The sequence below is a fragment of the Arthrobacter monumenti genome (genome assembly GCF_054511255.1).
In genome coordinates this window covers 93050-110586 of record NZ_JBTNCY010000004.1, presented here as the reverse complement: position 1 = coordinate 110586, position 17537 = coordinate 93050, and the positions used below count along the sequence as shown (strand labels likewise).

The window sequence follows — 17537 nt, the reverse complement described above, 5'->3', positions numbered from 1 at the left end:
GACAATCTACCAATGCGTGATGCGGATCACCCGCGTCTTAGGAGGCTGAATTGACCAATAAGCACATCGCCCCGCTGCTCTTCTCCGTTGAAGAGTACGAGGCACGCCTGGCGGCCGTCAGAGTGCGGATGGAAGAGCAGGGCCTGAGTGCCCTGATCGTGACTGATCCGGCGAATATTTATTACCTGACCGGCTATAACGCCTGGTCCTTCTACACGCCGCAGATGGTGTTCGTCCCCGCCGACGGCGACATGATTCTGTTCAGCCGGCAGATGGACGCCTTCGGCGCTTTCCGCACCTCCTGGCTTCCCAGCGAGAGTATTGTCGGCTACCCGGAAAGCTATGTGCACCGCTCGCATCTGCACCCCTTCGATTGGGTCGCCTTCGCCCTCCGCGAGCGCCGATTGGTCGCACCGGCCGCCAAGGGCTGCGTCGGCCTGGAGATGGACTCGCACTTCTTCTCCCCGAAGGCGCACCGCTCACTGGTGAACGCCCTTCCGGAATGGACGCTGGTGGACTGCTTCGAACTGGTCAATTGGGTCCGCTCGATCAAGTCGCCCGCCGAGATCCAGCTGATGCGCGCGGCAGCCGTCATCACCAACAACGCCATGGCCGCGGCCGAAGAGACCATCCAGGTCGGCACAAGGAAGTGCGACGTGGCGGCGGCCATCACCAATGCCCAGATCAAGGGCACAGAGGAATTCGGCGGCGACTACACCGCCATCGTGCCGTTGATTCCCACCGGCGAATCCGCCGATACCCCGCACCTGACCTGGAGCGAGGACCGGCTGCGGACCAACGAGGCCGTCGTCATTGAACTCGCCGGCGCTTACAACCGCTACCACGTACCGTTGAACCGGACCTTCATGCCCGGCCAGCCCACCGACAAACTGACCCGCCTGGCGGACGCTACGGGCGAAGGCATGAACGCAATGCTCGACGTTATCCGCGACGGCGTTCCGGTGCGTGAGGTAGCTGCCGTCTGGAACCGGACGATCTTCAAGTACGGCTACGAAAAAGACTCCCGGCTGGGCTACTCGATCGGCATCGGCTATCCGCCGGACTGGGGCGAGCGCACCATCAGCATCCGCGGCGAGGACGAATCCGTGCTGCTCGAAAACATGACCTTCCACCTGATCTGTGGCATGTGGATGGACAACTATGGCTACGGGCTCTCCGAATCCATCCGGATCACGCCCACCGGCGTGGAAACTTTCACCACCTACAAGCGCGGCCTGATCCAGATCAACAGCTAGGACCACCCCCATGTCACTTTCCCAATTCCCCCTTGCCCGGCGGGCGGACCAGCTGGTCGGCTCCATCATCGATTCCAGCACCTCGCTGCTGGCCGCGCAGACCCACGACATCGTCCGGTTTGCCATGGGCGCTCCGGCCAGCGAAGCCATTCCGGTGGAGCTGTTCAACAGTGTCCCTGCCGACGTCTACGACGCCTCCACCTACACCTACGGCGCCACCGAGGGTGAGCCGCAGCTGATCGATGCACTGACCGAATATCTGGCCACCACCGCCGATCCCACCGCCCGCGAGCGCATCACCATCACCTCCGGCGGCATGCAAGGCCTGGACCTGGCCTTCAAGATTTTCGTCGACCCCGGCGACCTGGTGGTGGTGGAGAGTCCGACGTACACCAACGGCTCGGCCACCGCGCTCAGCTACGGTGCGGAACTCCTTGAAGTGCCCGTGGACGACGACGGCATGATCGTTGATGAGCTGGAGGCACTGGTTGCCGCTTCCGGCCGGACGCCGAAGGCGATCTACACCATCCCGAACTTTCAGAACCCTTCCGGTACCACGCTTTCCACTCCGCGGCGCCGGCGCCTGCTGGAATTGGCGCACCGCTGGAATGCCGTGATTATCGACGACGACCCGTACGGTCTGCTGCGCTTCGAAGGTGAAGACCTGCCCAGCTTCAATCAGCTCAGCCCGAACGATCCGCTGATCTTCTCCGTCCGGACCTTCTCCAAGATCCTGGCACCGGGGCTGCGGGCCGGTTGGGTGGAAACAGATCCGGCGCTGCAGCAACTGGTGATCAACGCCAAGCAGGCGATGGACACCTGCACGAATGTTCCGGCCCAGCATTTGGTCGCGGAATTCATCCGCCGCGGCCGGCTCGATGACCACCTCGCCTGGCTCCGCTCCGAGTACCGGGGCCGCCGCGATGCCATGCAGGCCAGCATCGACCGGCACCTCGGCTCCCGGGTACGCACCACCAGCCCGGACGGCGGCTTCTTCCTGTGGGTGACACTGCAGGGAGAAGACGCGAAGATCGACACCCAGCGGCTCTTCGACATCGCGCTGGCCGAAGGCGTCGCCTTCATTCCGGGACCGGCGCTCTCCCCCGGCGGCCGGTTCTCCGATGCCTTCCGGCTGTGCTTTGCGTCCTGCACGCCGGAGCGCACGGAAACCGGCATCATCCGGCTCGCCGCCGCCATCGAAAAGGCAAAGTCCGAGCTGTCCTTCACAGTAGACTTCGAGGCCGGTCTGCCCGCCGGCTCCAGCGCCGGCTCCCAGGCAGGCGTCCCGGCAGGGGCATACACCTCCGCAAACCAGCTCCTCGAAGGAGGAACCCTGTGACCACTTCCCCGTCACTGAACGAGGACCCCGGCCCCAGGACAGCCCCCGGGGCAGAGCCGAGCACGGCGGAAGGCAAGCGCACCCTCCATCAGTCCATCCTGGGTTCCGCGCTCGGCAATGCGGTCGAGTGGTTCGACTACGGCGTTTACGGCTACCTGACGATCTACATGGCCACCAACTTCTTCGGATCCGAAGATGGCGACGGCGGCCTCGGCGTCACGCTGACGCTTGCCACCCTGGCGCTGTCCTTCCTGGTCCGCCCGCTGGGCGGCATCATTCTGGGGCCGCTGGGCGACAAGGTCGGCCGGCAGAAGGTCATGGTCCTCACCGTCACCATGATGACGCTGGCGACCGGGGCTATCGGCTTGCTCCCCACGCTCGAGACAGTTGGCATCCTCGCCCCGGTCCTGCTGCTTCTCTGCCGGTTGGTGCAGGGCTTCTCGGCCGGTGGAGAGTATGGCGGGGCAGCCGTCTACATGGCCGAGTCCGCTCCGGACCGGCGCCGCGGTTTCCTCGGTTCCTTCCTGGAATTCGGCACCACCGTCGGATTCATCCTGGCCGCGATTGTCTGCACCACGCTGATCACGATCGTCGGCGACCAAGGCATGCAGGACGGTTGGTGGCGGCTGCCGTTCCTGCTCACCATTCCGCTGGGTTTGACCGCGTTGTGGATCCGTACGCGGCTGGTCGAGGCACCGGTGTTCTCCGAGGCCTCTGAGCACGCCGAAACCACGCGTTCACCGCTGCGGCATGTGTTCCGGAATAACTGGCGGCAGATCCTGGTCCTGGCCGGATTCGTGGTGCTGTTGAATGTGGCCTTCTACCTGATCCTCGGCTACATGCCCACGTACCTGAGCGGCCAGCTCGGCCACAGCACCGCCCAGGGTAACTGGATGCTGGTGGCGATCATGGTCTTGATGCTGCTGGCCATTCCGCCGATGGGGGCGCTGTCGGACCGGGTCGGACGCAAACCGCTGCTGCTCACCGCCGCCGTCGGCTACATGCTGCTGTCGGTGCCGGCCATCATGCTGCTTGGCCTGCCGAACCTGATTCTGCAGTTCATCGGGCTTGCGGTTCTGGGCCTGCTGTTGGTGATCCTGGTGTCCTCGGTCTCTTCCACGCTGCCGGCACTCTTCCCGACGGCGGTGCGCTACACCGGTTTTGCCATCGCCTACAACTTCTCCACGGCGTTCTTCGCCGGGCCCTCGCAGACTATTGCGAACCAGCTGATAGAAACCACAGGGAACCAACTGGTGCCGGGCTGGTACATGGCGATCGCCGGTCTCATCGGCTTTATCAGCATCCTGTGCATGCGGGAAACCTCGCAGGCATCGCTGCGCGGGGAAGAACTTCCCGGTGTGCCGGCATCGCTTGGTTTGGCAAACACGAAGTATGTGGACCTGAACCGCGAGGCTGCTGAAGCGGGCCGCGCCAGGTACGACGCGGCGGCCAAGACCCCGTAGGTCCTCCCAACCGGGGTCAGGACTGGGCGCGGTGGTTCTCTATCAGCCAGCGCGCCATTTCCTGGCCCCGCCGGGCGGCCTTGGTATCGCCCTCGGTCGCGGAGATGATTGAGCCCTTCATCAGGATGTGCCACGACCGGGTAAACCCGTCTATGTCACGAAGTCCTGCCTCGGCGGCAAGGATGCCGATCTGTTCGCGGATCCGGGCCAGGTATTCGATACTGGCCCTCCCCAGCACGTTTTCGGGTCCCATCTCCAGCAGTACATTGATGAACGAGCATGCCTCAAAGTCGTCGCGCTGGAACCAATCGTGGAAGACGTCGAAGACTGCCATCAGCCGCTCTTCCGGAGTGCTGCCCCTCTTGCAGGCTTCCGCGACAATATAGTTGCGGGTCCAGACTTCCTCGCGGCGTTCGAGGAAGGCCAGCACCAGCGCGTCTTTGGACGGAAAATGCCGGTAGAACGTGGCCTTGGCAACACCCGCTGCGGCAATGATTTCATCGACGCCCACCCCGCGGACTCCGCGTTGGGCAAAGAGCGTATAGGCCGACGAGAGCACTCTCTCCTTCGCCTGAACCGTGTCAGGCGGTTCTGTCAGCCCCCTCATGCCATCAACGGTACATTCCTGCGTCCCGGAAAGACAGTTCTGTCTACAACATGGTCGAATATGCCATTAGGGGTCGTAATGGTGTTAGATTATCTTCGAGACAGACCTTTCTATCTCCTGAGGTGTTTTTCCACTTCAGAACGGTTGCATTGAGAATATCGAGCTGAAGGGCGTTCCATGAACAGCAGTCCCCGTTCTCCTGAACGCCTTGCGGATTTCCAAGCGGATCTGTTCAAAGCGATGGCGCATCCTGCACGGGTGATGATTCTTCAGATGCTCAATGCCGCTGACTCCATGACGGTTGGGGAGTTACGCACGAGAACCGGCCTTGAGGCGTCAAACCTTTCACAGCATCTTGGCGTGCTGCGCCGGAGCCATCTGATCGCTTCTTCCCGTCCGGACGGGCAAGTGTCATACCGACTGACATGCCGGGAAGTTTCCGGACTGCTTGATCATGCCCGGCTGCTGCTTCAGACCCTGATGGACAACAATCAGCAGGATCTCCAGGAGTCGTCAACGGCAGCACAGTCCACCATGTAGGCAATATGCATCGTCTCTGCTCCAGTCAGGGACTGGGTTATTCGACCAGCACTGTCGCTACAGGTTGGAGCACCAGCAGCCGGCAGGGGGCCTCAAACGGGTCCACCGACGTCGGAAGCTGCCCTTCCCTCGAGACCGCAAGAATCTCTTCCAAGGGTCCGGATTCAACCGCAGCGTCCCTGAAGTCGACGACGATGTCCAAGTCTTCTGCAACTGCATTGGCCCGTTTGGCCAGGACATACACGGCTCTGAGATTCTGACCGGTCACCGTGCCGCGCACTACGATCCGGATAGTGCCTCCGTCAAGGTTTACACCGACGAGGACGTCGAGTCTCGGATTCCGGGCGGGTTCCTCCCCCGCAAACCGGACGGGCCGGTCACGGTGGAGGCGGAGGCTGCGTTTCCGGTGCAACCTTGCCGCAGCATGGTCGGATAGCAAATCGGGAATGCCGGTCAGCGCTGGAAAGACTGCTTGGGTCTGCAAAGAATCGTCGAAGTGCTGAGCAGACATGGGTTCACCGCCGGATCAGCAATGATGGTGGCGGATTCTCCGAAGGCAGCGGCCTTGCCGACTGGTCCACGATGTGCCCCGAGGCTGCATTCTCGCGTACGGCCGCGATGGCGGCGACTGCTTCCGCCTTCGCATCGAACCGGCCTGAGATGACCAGGACTCCATCTCCGCCCGTCAGCCTGAACCGGAACCCCACAACACTGTCGCCGAATATTTCGAACTGTCCCACCATAGGCCTGTTTCCGTTCAAACTGGTCAGCCGGCACCCTTCCACTTCGAAGCGTACGGTTTAGCTTTTTATCAATTTATAAAAGAGTGGCCCATGGATCGCGGTTGGTCAATGGTTTTGCAATATATTTCCTTTTTGCTCCCCCTGTTGCCGGTCAGCTTGCCGCATCCACGGTCACGCCATCGGCCGCTTCGCCTTCCGGGTTGCCCGCGGCGAGCATGCCACGGGTGATCTTTTCGACGGCGTCGTCCATGTGGTGTGCCAGCAATTTGTTGAACAGCGGGACGTCCGGGGCGCCGATGGCGTCGGCGATCGCGACATGTTCAGCCAGCCGTGCCTCAGGGGTGTAGCCAGTATCCTCCAGGATGGCCATGCACATCCGCGTCTCCGTTATTAATGTGGCGTGCATGCTGGACAACCGGGGGCTTTCGGCCAGCCGGACCAGCAACTCGTGGAACTCGATGTCGAGGTCACTGAGCGCCCTGCCGCGCTTGCCGGCGTCGATTGCTTTCGCCATCTTGCCGGTCACCTGCCTCAGCGCGGCCGCAACCTCTTCATAGCGGCCTTCGAGCTCGATAATCTTCAGCGCAGCCGAGCGTTCCACGGAGGTGCGGGCGAGGTACATGTCGCTGATATCTGCCGGCTCCAGCTCGGTCACGAAAATACCGCGGTTGCGGATGCTGACCAGCAGGCCCTCCTGAGTGAGCCGCTGCATGGCTTCCCGCAGCGGTCCGCGGCTGACGCCAAGTTCCGCGGCCAATTCCGCCTCCACCAGCTGCTGCCCGGGCTCCAGATCGCCGCGCCCCATTGCGTAGCGGAGCTTGCGGGCGATGATCGCCGGAGTGGATTCCTGAACCAAAGGTTCGATAAATCTGTGGCTTGCCATGGGGTTCCTTGCTGTCGGTCCGCGGCAGACGAAGGAAATACCGCCTGTCCTGTTGCAGACAATCTTACAACCTGACCCCGGCGGCGCCTATGGGCCAAGACGAATCAGGGGACGACAGCCTGGCCATCCCCTGATTCACCGATAGTGAGGTTCAGGCGTTCGTCAGTTCACGCTTGAGGTTCGGTGTCATCGGGCCGTGGGCCTCCAGCACGGAGTGGTGGGTGATTTCGCCGCCGGCCACGTTGAGTCCGGCAGCAAGTGCCGGATCCTTCGCCATCGCAGCTTCGACGCCGAGATCCGCCAGCGCGACGGCGTAACGCAGCGTGACATTGGTCAGGGCATAGGTGGAGGTGTTGGGCACCGCACCAGGCATATTCGCCACACAGTAGTAAGTCGAGCCATGGACGGGGAACGTCGGTTCCGCATGGCTGGTCGGACGGCTGCCCTCGAAGCAACCACCCTGGTCCACCGCGATATCGACCAGCACGCTGCCCGGCTTCATCTTGGCAACCAGGTCCTTGGTGACCAGCTTGGGGGCGCGTGCGCCGGGGATCAGGACGGAACCGATCACCAGGTCCGACTCCACGACCGCGCGCTCAATCTCCGTACTGTTGGAGGCGATGGTCTTCAGCCGGCCTGCATACTGGGCGTCCAACTCGCGCAGCCGGTTGATGTTGACGTCGAGGATGGTCACATCGGCGCCCATGCCAACGGCCATCGCGGCCGCATTGGTACCGGCCACACCTGCACCGATGACGGTTACCTTGGCCGGATGGACGCCGGGAACCCCGCCGAGGAGAACCCCGGGGCCTCCGGCTGGAACACTCAAAGAATGCGCGCCGACCTGTACGGACAGCCGTCCGGCGACTTCACTCATCGGCGCGAGCAGCGGTAGCGCTCCATTGGCGGTCTGGACCGTCTCGTAGGCGATGGCGGTAACGCCGGAATCGACCAGCGCCCGGGTCAGCTCCGCCTCGGCCGCCAGGTGCAGGTAGGTGAAGAGGATCAGGCCCTCACGGAAGTGGCGGTATTCAGACGCGATTGGCTCCTTCACCTTCATGACCATGTCGGCGCGGGACCACACCTCATCGGGATTCGCAACGATCTCGGCACCGGCGGCGACGTATTCAGCATCCTCGATCCGTGAACCGGTCCCGGCACCAGCCTCGATCAGCACACGGTGACCGTGGTTAAGCAGTTCATTCACTCCGGAAGCTGTGATGGCAACGCGGAACTCGTTGTTCTTGATCTCCTTGGGAACACCGATGATCATGGGAATCTCCGTAAACATGTGGTTGAAACAGCGCCGAATCAGGCGGTGGATTAACTGTAAAACCCGATATTCGACGTCGTCCCGTCCTACCTCCCACGCAGCAGTTGAAGGGGCAATGAACGGCCGCTTCTGTGGGCCTGGGAAAGCACTCACAAAGAGACCAAAATCCGCGTCAATCCGGGGCGTACAAGACGGAAACGGCCGGGTTGGCATAGATGGCCGGCGTGACCGTTACCACATTGCTGTATTGTTGACAATCGACATATGTCGCGTTGCCACGCGTCAACTGTCGCCTGTTGTCTGTACGATGATCTGCACATCAGAGACCGGGTTCAGGCACCAAACCGAGGAGGCGGCATGAAGAGCACCGACGTCGAGCAGGCCGTGGAAGCCATTGCCCAGGAGCTGCACCACGGTGTTTCCGTCGAGGACCTCGACGGTGAACTCATTGCGTACAGCAGCCATCAGGCTTCGGCGGATCCGGTCCGGGTCAACTTCCTACTGAGCAAGAAGGTGCCCTCAGACGTCAGCGCCTGGCAGCTCAGTCACGGGATCGCGACCTCCGTCCGTCCGGTGGTGGTGCCGGCCAACGAATCGCTGGGCATGCTTGGCCGGGTCTGCGTACCGCTGCTGGTGCGCGGCTTCCGCGTCGGGTACCTCTGGGTCCTGCACGAGCAGGCGGAGCAGGCACCGGATAACATCCTTGCCGCCCTGCCCGGGATCCGGCCGTTGGTCGATGGCCTCGCCGGGCAACTGCTGGACACTAATACGCCGGAGTCCGATGCCCGGCGGCGGCGCGAAGCGGAATTCTTGAACGCCTGCACCGGTGATGATGCCGCCGTCGAAGGCGTGGCGGGGTGGCCGGAAGTGCAGGGCCGGCAACCCTGGGTGATCGGCTCCATTATGGAACGGAGTGCGGATCCCGATACGACCATGGCGGAACTGGCGGACCCGGAGGCGGCCGTGCTCCTGCAGCGGATTTCGGCCCTGCACGCGACCGTCGGCCGGCGGACCGCACTCTTCAGCGCAGGCACTCTGCAGCATGCGGTCATCCTGTTCCGCGATATGGCCGGACGCGCCGAACATGCGGAGGTCCTGAAGCGCTACAGCGCGGAGATCTCACGGCGGGGCGGACACTCGGAACGGCCGGACATCCTGGGGCTGAGCGAACCGTTTTCGGACCTGCGGAACCTTCCTGACGCCTACGCCGAGTCGAAGTCGGCAGTGCAGGCGGCCGCCGTCGATCCTCAGATCGGGCCGCTGACGGACTACCGGGACACCGGCGTGTACCAGTTTTTCGCCGCGGGAAGGGGCGGTCAGCAGGCACAGTCCGTGCACTTCCGGAACCTTCAGGAGCAGGACCGCAACGGCGAACTGCTGCCAGTGCTGGAGCTGCTGTACGACACGGACGGATCGGTCGCCGACGTCGCCGCTCAGCTGCATTTGCACCGCAGCAGCGTCTACAACCGGCTGGCCCGCGTACGCTCCGTCATCGGTTCCGATCCCCTGAAGGGCAGGACCCGCCTGGAGCTGCACGTGGCCATGAAGGCGATCCGCTGGGCCCAGCGGCCGCGGCTGTGACTCCACTCTCTAACGGAATAGCCACATGGCCGGCCGGGTTGGTGTCTATGGAACCAACACCATAGAAAGAGTGGCTTGTGAATCTGTTTTCCCCCATAACCCTTGGCGATGTTGAACTGCCCAACCGGGTGATCATGGCCCCGCTGACCCGTTCGCGCTCAGGCCGCGAAGGCATACCGGGTGCGCTGAACGTTGAGCACTACCGGCAGCGTGCTTCGCTCGGCCTGCTCGTCACCGAGGGAACGTATCCGAGCCAGACCGGACAGGGATTTCCCGGCCAGCCGGGTCTAGTGACCGAAGACCAGCTTGAGGGCTGGACCCAGGTGGTCGACGCGGTGCATGACGCGGGCGGGCGGATATTCGGGCAGGTCATGCATGCCGGGAGGGTCACCCATCCGGATACCAACGGCGGCCTGCAACCAGTGGCTCCCAGCGCCATCGCCATCGACGGCGATGCGCACACCTATGAGGGCAAGCAGCCCTACCCGGTGCCGCACGCGCTGACTGCCGACGAGATCCCGGAGGTCATCGAGGAGTTCGTGAAGGCCTCCAGGAACGCCATCGCGGCCGGAATGGATGGAGTTGAACTGCACGGCGCCAATGGATACCTGCTGCACGAGTTCCTCTCCCCCGCCTCGAACCAGCGCGCGGACAACTACGGCGGCTCCCCCGCCAACCGGTCACGATTCGTCGTCGAAGTGGTGACAGCGGTTGCGGAGGCGATCGGTGCCGGCAGGGTCGGACTGCGCATTTCACCCGAGCACAACATTCAGGACGCGTTCGAGCGCGATGCCGAAGATGTGCAGGCGACTTACGGCGCACTCGTCGAGGCGCTGGCGCCGCTGCAGTTGGCCTACCTGAGCATCCTGCACAAGGATCCGGCGGGTCCGCTGGTGCAGAATCTCCGTGCCGGCTTCAACGGTCCGGTGCTGGCCAACAGTGGTTTCGGCGTCATCACCTCACGCGAGGAAGCTTTATCACTCCTCGACGATGGACACGCCGAGGCCGTCGTCGTCGGACGCCCTGCGATTGCCAACCCTGACCTGGTCCGCCGCTGGCAGGAAGATCTGCCGTTGAACGCGCCGGACCCGTCGACGTTCTACTCCCAAGGCGCCGAGGGATATATCGATTATCCGGCGTTGCAGAACTGACTTTCCGCACGCGGGGTTAAACCGTCCGCACGCGGGGTTAAATAAAGCAGGGCGGGAATTGCTTCCCGCCCTGCTTTATCGGTTCTGGAACCAGAACCTCAAGTCACCTGATTAGCTGACCTTGATGTTTACGGCCTGAGGACCCTTGGGGCCCTGCTCGGTCTCAAAGCTAACCTTCTGGTTCTCTTCGAGGGAGCGGTAGCCACCTGCATCGATTGCGGAGTAGTGCGCGAAAACATCGGCACTTCCGTCATCGGGAGCGATGAAGCCAAAGCCCTTTTCGGAGTTGAACCATTTCACGGTACCTGTTGCCATTTTTAATCATCCTTCTGTGTTGAGACGCTTCCCGACTTTCGGGGGATCTCAGTCGCGGCGTTCTTTTCCGCTTCATACAGAAAAAGCGGCGATCCCGTTTGGGCCCGCCGCTCGAAATACAAATGCGCAACACTACAACTGCAAACCACTCTACACGAGACTTGGTGGAGATTGCACATCGGGTGCTTTCGCGCGTGGAACACTGGCACCATGCAGACATTCCTGCCGTATCCGGACTTCGCTGCGAGCGCCGCGGTCCTAGATCAGGCCCGGCTCGGGAAGCAGCGCGTCGAGACTCTGCAGATTCTTCGCGCACTGGTGATCCCGGACTACGGCTGGCGGCGGCATCCGGCAGTGCTGATGTGGAGTGGTTATGTGCCGGCGCTGACGCAGTACGGCCTGGCGATGGTGGCCGAATGGGTGGGCCGCGGTCACGAGGACAGCACCCAGGGAAACATTCTCGAATTCATGCCGGCGGTGCTCGACGGCGGCGATATCCCAATGCCGCCGTGGCTCGGCGACCGCGAATTCCACCGCGGCCACCAGTCGAACCTGATCTTGAAGTCGCCGGAGTTCTACCAAATCCGCTTTCCCGGGGTCGACGGCGGCCTCCCCTACGTCTGGCCCGAACCGGCCGTGGCCGCCCATCCACAGGATCCGGGTGCCGGAAACCGGATGTGGGTCTGGCGGGACAGGTCCGGCCCCGCAGGTTCCGCTGCAGCAACTCCAGGCGGACCGCTCCACGGAGTCACCATGCCGGCCAGCGCGCCGGGAAGACGTCCGTCACCGAAATGGCGCCGGCAGTTGGAGGCGTTTACCGCCGTCGCACGTGAAGGAGATTCCGTGGCAGTGCCGGATAGCGGCGGGCAACTTTTTTCCACCGGAACACTTGGCAAGCTGAAAATTGACGACGACGGCGTTGCCCACCGCAGTGTGCGGCTCACCAGAGAACTGCACCGCCACGACTTCGACTATCCCGCCCTGCTCCAGGATCCGCGCACATTCTTCGCCGTACCGCCCCCCGTCGGGCTTGGTGGCAGACGCAATGATTGAACGGTCCGATCAACGTCCGTTCTGCCGGCGTTCCAGTTCCAGCAGGAACTTTGTGCCCGCTTCAGTCGGCGTCCGTGGATCGATAAAACCACTATCAAGATCGAAGATGCTGAGGCAGTCCATGCCACGTTTGATTTCCAGGTAAATGTCCCGGCCACCCTCTTCGGGAACAGGTCCGCCGTCGGGCATCCGGAAACCGGCATCCATCAATGCCTGGGCCATGGCTTCACCAATCATGGAGTAGGGCGGCATTTGATCTTCCAACGTCCAAGCGGTGACCAATCCGGCCCCGTGCTGAAGCGCCGGGTTGTCAACGGCTGAGAGAGCACCGGCGAGGTAGTTCCACAGGGCCGCGTCGTCGTCGGCCACCTTCCGTCCGGCCGGTGTGCGGACCAGCCTTCCCTTGTACTTGCGCAGCAGCTTCCACTCGCGCATCCGCGCGTGCAGCTCGAGTACGGGCGGTGTCTGCGCTTCACGGTTGATTTTGCCTATCCAACGTTCACTCCAGCCGAGTTCCGTCATGATCTCCGAAACCACGGCAGGTTTCAGGTATCCATCCTTGGTCAGCTCCAGGCCGTACTTTCCCACCCGTTGGAGCAGCCATTTGGCCGGATAAACGACGGCGGCCATCTCCTCCGGCGTCGGTGGTTGTTGCGCCAAGCGGACGTTCAGCCGGTCCAAGCGCTGATTGACGACGTCGAGGTCGAACTCGGCCGGGTCAAACGTGGAGGCCCGCTCCCCCGTGACGAATTCATACCAGCCGGTCATCTCTTCGTGCTCGGGATGCGCCTTGTCAGCCAGAATGCCGCAGAGTTGGTGATAGCCGCCGATGCCGCCCGAATCCTCCACTGGCCCGCGGTTGCCACCTCCGGTACAAATCAGTTGTCCGGATGGCGCCAAGGCGTGGCCGGTCACGGTGATCGCATGGTCCCAGCTGTCCCCGAAGTCGTATTCGTATTCCAATGCGCTGCCTTCCCCGCCGAGAACATCCTCGAGCGTGACACCGTCCGTCAATTCCCAACCGAGCTCCTCGGCAGTGTCCTCGCTCCCTGTGAAACGGCGCCGCCCGTCTGCACCGTCGGGCATGCTGAACATGTGCAGGTGCTGAACCTTCCAACCGAACGCACGCTGGATGGCCAAATGCAGAGTGTTGAGCAACGTGTCGGCGGGTACGCGCAGGTCCCGCCAGATTTCCGGACTGGTACCGGTAATGGCGATGTGCAGGTCCAGCGCTTTGACGGTCTCTCCCATACTGGCCATTGTGCCAGTGCCTGAACGGTCCTTGCCCCTCTCCAGCGGCGGCAGTCACTTGCACCCTTTAAAAGCCAGTGCCCGGCCGGAAAACCCGGCCGGGCACTGACAGGAGGCAATCTTCGACGCAGGACTTGAGGTCAACCAGTACTGACCATCCTGCGCCGAATCGTGCCGGACTCTAGATCCGGTAGAAGGAAGGTCCGGATCCGATGTCAACGCTCTCGACAACGGTCTGGTTACCCTCCCATCCACTGTGGATGGCCTTGCCGTCACCGATGTAGATGGCGTTATGCGGAACGCCCGCACCGCCATCAGCATAGAGAACGAAATCGCCGGGCTGAGGATTCGAAACCGGCGTTCCGTAGGACATCAGGGATTCAGGAGATTCGTCTCCGACACCACTGACGCCGGCCGCCTTCAGTGCCTGCTCACCCAGTACGGTGCAGTCCTGGATGGCTCCCAGCTGGGACTTCGCGGATTCAAGAATGGCAGCATTAGTGGACGACGACGGAATTTCCGTGACGTTGGAGCTCACGGTCTGCACGGAGGACTCAGCGGCCTTTTCGGCAGCGGCCGCGGGTCCTGAAGCTGCTGCTCCCATGGCGGGGGCGGCAGCGGCTGCCGGAGCAGCGGGGGCGGCAGCGGCAGCACCGGCCGCGGGCAGCTGAATTTCGTCACCGGGGAAAATGAGCGTGCTGGCGCTGAGCCCATTCAGTGACAGGACTTCGCCAAAGTTCAGCCCATGCTGAGCCGCAATGGAGCCAATGGTTTCTCCGGCCTGGACCGTATGGGTCGTTGTTCCGCCCGCTGCCGGGGCAGTGGACACGGAAGCTGCGGCTGGAGCCGTGGTGCTGCCTGCCGCCGCGCCGGCATCCGTTCCTCCGGCGTGAGCCGGAGCGCCAATTCCCACCATCAGAGTGGAAGCTGCGGCAAGAGCAGCTACGGAACGGCCAATGCCGCCGCGGTGGGAAGACACAGCCTTCGAGATGGACTTGAAGCCTGCATTGCTTGAACGGTGACGCGCTGTATGAAGATTCTTAGACAAATTAGTCCCTCTCCCAATGCCTGCGGGGTGAGCTGTCGGGTTCGGATGGGAGACACCCGGCCACATAACATCCGGCGCAGCCAGTACTACGCGGATGTCTCTGCGGCTTAACCCCAAGGGTTCCTTTTGGGAACCCATATCTGGTTCCCCCGCCTCTGCCGTGATGTGTTGCGAACGGACCTTACGACAGCGGCAGAGTTAGGCAAACTGTCCAAGGGTGTCGGCCAATATGACGGGCCGGAGCACGGTCCCCAAACTACATCGCCGCTTCTTCCAATGTCACGTTTTGGTAACGAAAAGTGCGGGGAAACACTATGGCGTGATCCAAATCACTCTAGTTGGTCACCAACTGAAGGCGGTCCGAACCAGGCTGTCAGGGCTTCCTCCAGCCCTGCCTGGCTTCCCTCTCCCACCCAGGCCACGTGTCCGTCGGGCCGGATCAGCACGGCAGTGGGAGCATCGACAGTTCCGAGCACCGGAAGCTCCCACTGACCCGCAAATCCGGCGTCGACCAACCTGACGCTGCCCGCCCGTGGAGCGATTTTGATGCTGTCGGGTTCGCCGAAATTGAGCAGCACCGGCCGCGCATCATGCAGCAGGGTGTAGACGCGGAGCGGGCCATCAGTCGTGACGAGGTCGAGATCGGGCATGCGGCGTCCCAGGATCGGATGTCCCTCGCCGAGGTCGTAGTGAATGTCCAGCCCGGACATCATGGCGGCAAATCGCTTGCGAGGCTCATCCATGCCAAGGAGCTCGGAAATGGTGTCATGCAGTGCCTTTGTGCGGTCGTCCCGACGGCGAAGCACCGTTTGCGCCATCGTGTTGCGCAGCACGCGTGCGCCTACCGGATGGCGCTCAGCGTGGTAGGTATTCAAGAGACTCTCCGGCGCTGTCCGGTTCACCACTTGGGCCAGCTTCCACCCTAAATTCACCGCATCCTGTATGCCAGTATTGAGGCCCTGCCCGCCGTCGGGCGCGTGCACGTGAGCCGCGTCCCCGGCGAGAAGAACCCGTCCCTTGCGATAGTCCGCGGCCTGTCGCGCCATGTCGCTGAATCTGGAGATCCAGGTTGGATTATGGACACCGAAATCCGTCCCGTAGACGGCGATCAGCGCCTCCCTGAGGTCGCGCAACCCGGGTTCGCTATTGGGTCCGATATGCGCTTCTGTCAGCATGACCCGTATCGGCCCACTGTCGGAATAGACCACCTCGCCGTCGCGGATTTCGTACTCCACCCGGCTCAGCCCGTGGATACCGGCCTCGTCCTGGCGAATGCCCCACTGCGGCTCGTCGCGCATTTCGACCTCGGCGATCAAGCTGCTCGTCCTCGGGTCTGAGCCGGGGAAGTCGATACCGACCGCTTTCCGGACGACGCTGCGTCCGCCGTCGCACCCAACGAGGTATTGTGCCCGCAGCGACCCACCGTCGGACAGATGAACGTCGACGCCGGTGTCGTCTTGCGCGACGCCGGTTACTTCACGTCCGTAGTCAACGCGCACTCCCAGTTCGTGGACCCAGCCGGCCAGGATGCGTTCGATGTGGTTCTGCCACAATCCGAGTCCGTAATTGTGTCGCGTGGGGAAGTCGCTGATGTCGAGGCGGATCATGGAGAAACCGGCCACCTGAGCCTTCTGCCCCTCGGAGAGGAACCGGTCGGCGATGCCCCGCTGATCGAGGATCTCGATGGTCCGAGAGTGCAGACCGCCCGCGCGCGAGCCGGCGAGATCCTGGTTGGCGCGCCTCTCCACGACGACGAAATCCGTCCCCGACAGCGCCAGCTCGCCCGCCAGCATGAGCCCCGCCGGACCTGCCCCCACGATCACTACCGCATGCTCGTTCATTTGCTGCTCCCCTGTCCACAAGTCCTGTACTGAATTCTGCGGCACGGCGGGGGTCTTGCCGCAAGCCCCGTTGCGGGATATATGTTGAATATGGCAAGGAGTTTGTGCTCCTTGCTTTCTCTGTAAGGTCGAAACATGACCACGCCCGCAAGCCACGAGCCAGCTGGTTTCGCTGGTCCTCTAAATGAACTGTTCGAGACTTTCCTGGACGATCATCGCCGAGCGCTTCACGACTCACTCCATGACGTCACGGATGAGGAGTCACGCACCCATCTCGTGCCATCGAAGACGACCCTGCTTGGACTTTTAAAGCATGCAACCTTTGTGGAGCTCGTGTGGTTCAACGAAGCGATCACCGGCAAATCCCGGGCGGAAATCGGTTGTCCAAGCGGCCCCGATGAATCGTTCAACCTTGATGCGCTCGACACAATAAGTTCGGTGCAATCCAGGTATAGAGAAGCGTGCGCTTCATCCCGCGCGGCAGCAGCGAATCTGAGTATCGACGACCTGGTCTACGGTAATCATCGGGGACCTTTGCCGATGCGTTGGATCTACCTGCATATGCTTCGGGAACTCGCGCAGCACTGCGGCCACGCGGATATCCTGCGGGAACAGATTATTGCAGGCCGCAGCGCCAAGAGGCCGCAGGAGATCTAGGGAAAATGGCACCGTCGCCGTCATCAGGAACCAAGCATGACAGGAGCGGCCTGGTAGGGCGCGACCATGGCTTTCTGTTCGGGGCTGATCCGTTGCAGGCGTCCGGATTCCGCCGAGACGAAAGCAATGCTGGTTTGCGCCGTCACGCATACGACGTCGGTTACCGGGTCCAGGAGCAGGTAGTTGATTGCCAGGCTGGCAGCTTTCAGATCACTGACCCAGACCTTGGCGTTCAACGGGATGTTGCGATACTCCAGCGAAGCTTTGTACTTCACGCGGTGCTCCACCACAAGGGCCTGCGTTTCCGCCGGCAGCGAGGAGAAGAACGGCACTTCCGGCTCCCGGCCGGGCCTGCCGGTTCCACCCGGAGGTCCAAAGGCGCCGATGCGTGCTTCCTCAAGGATGCGGACGACTTCCACGTTGTTGATGTGTCCGTAGGCGTCCATGTCGCCCCAGCGCATCGCAATGCTGCAGGTGATCGCCTCTTCGGGGAAAGCTGTACCGGCGGAAGTCGTCATACTTCAGTTCTTACCAGA

The 17537-nt window shown here is 62.5% G+C and carries 18 protein-coding genes and 1 riboswitch; of the genes, 8 read left to right on the top strand and 10 right to left on the bottom strand.

Translation table 11 applies throughout. The features are described from left to right. Window positions 1-50 precede the first annotated feature (50 nt). Genes ACX80B_RS07125 through ACX80B_RS07115 form a run of 3 tightly spaced genes read left to right on the top strand, consistent with a single transcriptional unit; the run spans window position 51 to window position 4058 of the window. Window positions 51-1256, top strand: coding sequence for a M24 family metallopeptidase (locus ACX80B_RS07125; protein ID WP_459294529.1), 1206 nt, complete (start codon window positions 51-53; stop codon window positions 1254-1256). Between the two features lie 10 nt (window positions 1257-1266). Further along, a complete protein-coding gene (locus ACX80B_RS07120; protein ID WP_459294527.1) occupies window positions 1267-2595 on the top strand; it encodes an aminotransferase-like domain-containing protein in 1329 nt (442 codons plus the stop codon). After that, the gene (locus ACX80B_RS07115) at window positions 2592-4058 is read left to right on the top strand and encodes an MFS transporter (protein WP_459294525.1); all 1467 of its coding nucleotides are present in this window, start codon (window positions 2592-2594) and stop codon (window positions 4056-4058) included. Before ACX80B_RS07120 ends, ACX80B_RS07115 begins: the two co-directional genes overlap by 4 nt. Before the next feature lie 16 nt (window positions 4059-4074). Here ACX80B_RS07115 and ACX80B_RS07110 read toward each other — a convergent pair whose 3' ends face one another. Continuing rightward, window positions 4075-4665, bottom strand: a complete 591-nt coding sequence (locus ACX80B_RS07110; protein WP_459294523.1) for a TetR/AcrR family transcriptional regulator — start codon at window positions 4663-4665, stop codon at window positions 4075-4077. Window positions 4666-4842: 177 nt separating this feature from the next. Between ACX80B_RS07110 and ACX80B_RS07105 the strand changes: the two genes are divergently transcribed. Next, window positions 4843-5205: an ArsR/SmtB family transcription factor gene (locus ACX80B_RS07105; protein ID WP_459294521.1), complete on the top strand. Its 363-nt coding sequence runs from the start codon at window positions 4843-4845 to the stop codon at window positions 5203-5205. 37 nt (window positions 5206-5242) lie between these two features. Here ACX80B_RS07105 and ACX80B_RS07100 read toward each other — a convergent pair whose 3' ends face one another. From ACX80B_RS07100 to ald, 4 genes are all read right to left on the bottom strand, one after another. Beyond that, a complete protein-coding gene (locus ACX80B_RS07100; protein WP_459294519.1) occupies window positions 5243-5716 on the bottom strand; it encodes a hypothetical protein in 474 nt (157 codons plus the stop codon). A gap of 4 nt (window positions 5717-5720) precedes the next feature. Continuing rightward, window positions 5721-5948: a DUF1508 domain-containing protein gene (locus ACX80B_RS07095; protein ID WP_459294517.1), complete on the bottom strand. Its 228-nt coding sequence runs from the start codon at window positions 5946-5948 to the stop codon at window positions 5721-5723. A 151-nt stretch (window positions 5949-6099) separates the two neighbouring features. Then, window positions 6100-6831, bottom strand: a complete 732-nt coding sequence (locus tag ACX80B_RS07090) for a GntR family transcriptional regulator (RefSeq protein ID WP_459294515.1) — start codon at window positions 6829-6831, stop codon at window positions 6100-6102. Between the two features lie 151 nt (window positions 6832-6982). Then, window positions 6983-8104 (bottom strand): alanine dehydrogenase, encoded by a 1122-nt coding sequence (gene ald / locus ACX80B_RS07085; protein ID WP_459294513.1) that lies wholly within the window; start codon window positions 8102-8104, stop codon window positions 6983-6985. Window positions 8105-8461: 357 nt separating this feature from the next. Here ald and ACX80B_RS07080 point away from each other — a divergent pair, with 357 nt between their 5' ends. Further along, window positions 8462-9685: a PucR family transcriptional regulator gene (locus ACX80B_RS07080; protein WP_459294511.1), complete on the top strand. Its 1224-nt coding sequence runs from the start codon at window positions 8462-8464 to the stop codon at window positions 9683-9685. A gap of 77 nt (window positions 9686-9762) precedes the next feature. Continuing rightward, complete coding sequence (locus ACX80B_RS07075; RefSeq protein WP_459294509.1) at window positions 9763-10836, top strand: alkene reductase; 1074 nt, start codon at window positions 9763-9765, stop codon at window positions 10834-10836. A gap of 111 nt (window positions 10837-10947) precedes the next feature. Here the strand turns inward: ACX80B_RS07075 and ACX80B_RS07070 are convergent, their stop codons facing one another. After that, window positions 10948-11151 carry a cold-shock protein gene (locus ACX80B_RS07070; RefSeq protein WP_026535091.1) on the bottom strand — a complete coding sequence of 68 codons (204 nt, stop codon included), beginning with the start codon at window positions 11149-11151 and terminating at the stop codon, window positions 10948-10950. Window positions 11152-11361: 210 nt separating this feature from the next. Between ACX80B_RS07070 and ACX80B_RS07065 the strand changes: the two genes are divergently transcribed. Beyond that, entirely contained in the window at window positions 11362-12204 is an 843-nt protein-coding gene (locus ACX80B_RS07065; protein ID WP_459294507.1) for an MSMEG_6728 family protein, read from the top strand. Window positions 12205-12213: 9 nt separating this feature from the next. Here the strand turns inward: ACX80B_RS07065 and ACX80B_RS07060 are convergent, their stop codons facing one another. The 3 genes from ACX80B_RS07060 to ACX80B_RS07050 all read right to left on the bottom strand — a co-directional run bounded on the left by ACX80B_RS07060 (window position 12214) and on the right by ACX80B_RS07050 (window position 16344). After that, window positions 12214-13455, bottom strand: a complete 1242-nt coding sequence (locus tag ACX80B_RS07060) for a plasmid pRiA4b ORF-3 family protein (protein ID WP_459294505.1) — start codon at window positions 13453-13455, stop codon at window positions 12214-12216. A 181-nt stretch (window positions 13456-13636) separates the two neighbouring features. After that, the gene (locus ACX80B_RS07055; RefSeq protein ID WP_459294504.1) at window positions 13637-14503 is read right to left on the bottom strand and encodes a LysM peptidoglycan-binding domain-containing protein; all 867 of its coding nucleotides are present in this window, start codon (window positions 14501-14503) and stop codon (window positions 13637-13639) included. Window positions 14504-14506: 3 nt separating this feature from the next. Further along, window positions 14507-14708: riboswitch (cyclic di-AMP (ydaO/yuaA leader) on the bottom strand. A 124-nt stretch (window positions 14709-14832) separates the two neighbouring features. Then, on the bottom strand, window positions 14833-16344 hold the full coding sequence (locus tag ACX80B_RS07050) for an FAD-dependent monooxygenase (RefSeq protein ID WP_459294502.1): 1512 nt from the start codon (window positions 16342-16344) through the stop codon (window positions 14833-14835). Between the two features lie 135 nt (window positions 16345-16479). Between ACX80B_RS07050 and ACX80B_RS07045 the strand changes: the two genes are divergently transcribed. After that, window positions 16480-17001: a DinB family protein gene (locus ACX80B_RS07045; RefSeq protein ID WP_459294500.1), complete on the top strand. Its 522-nt coding sequence runs from the start codon at window positions 16480-16482 to the stop codon at window positions 16999-17001. A gap of 23 nt (window positions 17002-17024) precedes the next feature. On the opposite strand, the gene ACX80B_RS07040 is transcribed toward ACX80B_RS07045, so the two are convergent. Next, window positions 17025-17519 carry an acyl-CoA thioesterase gene (locus tag ACX80B_RS07040; protein WP_459294498.1) on the bottom strand — a complete coding sequence of 165 codons (495 nt, stop codon included), beginning with the start codon at window positions 17517-17519 and terminating at the stop codon, window positions 17025-17027. Between the last annotated feature and the right edge of the window lie 18 nt (window positions 17520-17537).

What these genes read in the sequence shown, in the direction of transcription:
- ACX80B_RS07120 (WP_459294527.1), top strand. Translation starts at nt 1,267, where the DNA reads ATGTCACTTTCCCAATTCCCCCTTGCCCGGCGGGCGGACCAGCTGGTC.
- ACX80B_RS07110 (WP_459294523.1), bottom strand. Translation starts at nt 4,665, where the DNA reads ATGAGGGGGCTGACAGAACCGCCTGACACGGTTCAGGCGAAGGAGAGA.
- ACX80B_RS07105 (WP_459294521.1), top strand. Translation starts at nt 4,843, where the DNA reads ATGAACAGCAGTCCCCGTTCTCCTGAACGCCTTGCGGATTTCCAAGCG.
- ACX80B_RS07100 (WP_459294519.1), bottom strand. Translation starts at nt 5,716, where the DNA reads ATGTCTGCTCAGCACTTCGACGATTCTTTGCAGACCCAAGCAGTCTTT.
- ACX80B_RS07095 (WP_459294517.1), bottom strand. Translation starts at nt 5,948, where the DNA reads ATGGTGGGACAGTTCGAAATATTCGGCGACAGTGTTGTGGGGTTCCGG.
- ACX80B_RS07090 (WP_459294515.1), bottom strand. Translation starts at nt 6,831, where the DNA reads ATGGCAAGCCACAGATTTATCGAACCTTTGGTTCAGGAATCCACTCCG.
- ald (WP_459294513.1), bottom strand. Translation starts at nt 8,104, where the DNA reads ATGATCATCGGTGTTCCCAAGGAGATCAAGAACAACGAGTTCCGCGTT.
- ACX80B_RS07080 (WP_459294511.1), top strand. Translation starts at nt 8,462, where the DNA reads ATGAAGAGCACCGACGTCGAGCAGGCCGTGGAAGCCATTGCCCAGGAG.
- ACX80B_RS07070 (WP_026535091.1), bottom strand. Translation starts at nt 11,151, where the DNA reads ATGGCAACAGGTACCGTGAAATGGTTCAACTCCGAAAAGGGCTTTGGC.
- ACX80B_RS07065 (WP_459294507.1), top strand. Translation starts at nt 11,362, where the DNA reads ATGCAGACATTCCTGCCGTATCCGGACTTCGCTGCGAGCGCCGCGGTC.
- ACX80B_RS07060 (WP_459294505.1), bottom strand. Translation starts at nt 13,455, where the DNA reads ATGGGAGAGACCGTCAAAGCGCTGGACCTGCACATCGCCATTACCGGT.
- ACX80B_RS07050 (WP_459294502.1), bottom strand. Translation starts at nt 16,344, where the DNA reads ATGAACGAGCATGCGGTAGTGATCGTGGGGGCAGGTCCGGCGGGGCTC.
- ACX80B_RS07045 (WP_459294500.1), top strand. Translation starts at nt 16,480, where the DNA reads ATGACCACGCCCGCAAGCCACGAGCCAGCTGGTTTCGCTGGTCCTCTA.
- ACX80B_RS07040 (WP_459294498.1), bottom strand. Translation starts at nt 17,519, where the DNA reads ATGACGACTTCCGCCGGTACAGCTTTCCCCGAAGAGGCGATCACCTGC.